Below are 1,901 nucleotides of genomic sequence, written 5' to 3'. Positions count from 1 at the left end.
GGGTCGTACTGATAACGGCGGTGGATCGGGTTGTAGGCGTGCTCGACCAGCAACGAGGTATTGATGCCGGTGTTATGCACTTGCGAGAGCTTGTCGGCCGGCAAGGTCGAGGCAAACTGCCAGGCCTTGCGCCCCATGGCGTCATAACCGAAGCAGCTGGTGAGCTTGCCCTGGGTGCGGTACACCTCACGATGCAGGTCATCGCGCTCCATGTCACTGATGACCTGGCCGTCCAGGTTCAGCTGGTGCAGGTGGCCACTGCCGTAATACAGGTGATTGACCTTACGCCCATCCGGCAGGGTCAGCGTGGTCAGGTTGCTGAGCGGGTCGTACTCGTAGCCGAGCGTGCCGTCAGGGCTGATTTCTTTGCTCAGCCGGCCGAGCAGATCGTAGGTGTATTCCAGCTTTTCTTCCGTGATCCCAAGCTGCTTGCCGATCCCGCTCGGTTGCCGCTCGATGCTCAGCAACCGGTCACCGTCGTCGTATACGAATGTCTGGCTCGCATCACGGTTGATCTTGGCGACCAAACGGCCAATGGCATCACGCTCGAACAGCGTATGACGCTCTGGCCGCTCGGCATTTTCGCCATAGCCAATCTCATCCAGTCGTGTGAGATGGCCACCGACGTTGTAGCTGAAACGCCGGGTCAGGTTATCCACCCGCACTTCTTCGCTCAGCCGGTCCGAAGCGTCGTAGGCAAAGCTGTACGTGGCGTTGTTCTCGTTGACCAGCGCGGTCAGGCGAATGGCCTTGTCGTACTCGTAGCGAACCCGCTGGCCCTTGGCATCCTGGCGGCTGCTCGGCAGGCCGCGGGCCGTGCGCATCAGGCGGGTGGTCTGGCCCTTGCCGTCGGTGTGGCTGAGCACCTGCCCGTAGACGTTGTAGGTGAAGCTTTCCGTGGTGCCGTCCGGGTGGCTGATACGCAGCACTTCGCCGTCGGGCTTGCGCGCCAGCGTGGTGGTCTGGTTCAGCGCGTCCGTTACTGCGACCAGGTGCTGGCGTTCGTCATAGCGGTAGTACGTACTCTTGCCCGAGCAGTCCTGGTAGCGCTCGACCTGGGCCAGGGTGTTCCACCACAGGTACTTGGACTTGTAGGTCGCATCGATGATGGTGTGCGGCAGGCCGTCATCGCTGTTCAGGTACTCGGTCATCTGGCCGAGGGCATCGAATTCGGCGAGCAGGTTGCCCTTGTCGTCGTAGCGCGCTCGCTAGGTGCTGCCATCCGGGTAGCTGACCTGGGTCACCAGCGTGGTCAGGTGGTGATATTCGTAGGTGGTTTTGCGGCCCAGCGGGTCGGTTTCTTCGTAACCGATCCATGAACCCCACCTACCAGAAGGTGGAAGCCAAGGTTACCGTGGCATCTCTGGCGAACAGTTCCATGGCAGCAGCGCTTCGTAGTCTGCTACCGATGAGGCGTGCGGCAGTCGCTCCAGGACGTGGCGCAGCCACGTATAGGGCTCTTGGCCGTTGACCTTGGCGGTTTCGACCAGGCTGTAGATCTGCGCGCTAGCCGTGGCTCCCGTGGGCGTGTCACTGAACAGCCAAGCTTTGCGCCCGATCACAAACGGCTTTATGGCCCGCTCTGCCAGGTTGTTGTCGATCGGCAGGTGGCCCGCCTCGACATACCGCTCCAAGCGGTTCCAGTTGTTTGCCAGGTAAAGCACCGCCTTGCCCAGTACGCTTTGCGGTGTCACCTGTGAGTGCGTCTTGTCGAGCCAACTTTTCAACTGCTCAAGGATCGGCAGGCTTCGTTCCTGACGACCGATGAATCGTTGTTCATCGCTGGCATCCTTGAGGTCGCGTTCGATGCCATACAGTTTGTTGATCATCGTCAGCGCAACATCGGCGCGACCGGTCTTGCCCTTAGGCTGCACCTTCTGCGCTTCGACGAATGTACGCCG

Annotated in this window: 1 protein-coding gene and 1 pseudogene; both read right to left on the bottom strand. The window is 60.8% G+C overall.

Going from position 1 to position 1,901, the window contains the following annotated elements; translation table 11 throughout:
- Nucleotides 1-1,304 (bottom strand): annotated as a pseudogene (locus ACF8O8_RS12780) (type IV secretion protein Rhs); the annotation flags it as partial.
- A gap of 45 nt (nt 1,305-1,349) precedes the next feature.
- On the bottom strand, nt 1,350-1,901 hold a 552-nt coding region (locus tag ACF8O8_RS12775), incomplete at its 5' end, for a transposase (RefSeq protein ID WP_392509784.1).

It is taken from the genome of Pseudomonas sp. TYF_14 (assembly GCF_043105275.1).
Taxonomy (GTDB): Bacteria; Pseudomonadota; Gammaproteobacteria; order Pseudomonadales; family Pseudomonadaceae; genus Aquipseudomonas; species Aquipseudomonas alloputida.
The sequence above is the reverse complement of the archived record's forward strand: the minus strand, read 5'-3'. Positions and strand labels throughout refer to the sequence as shown.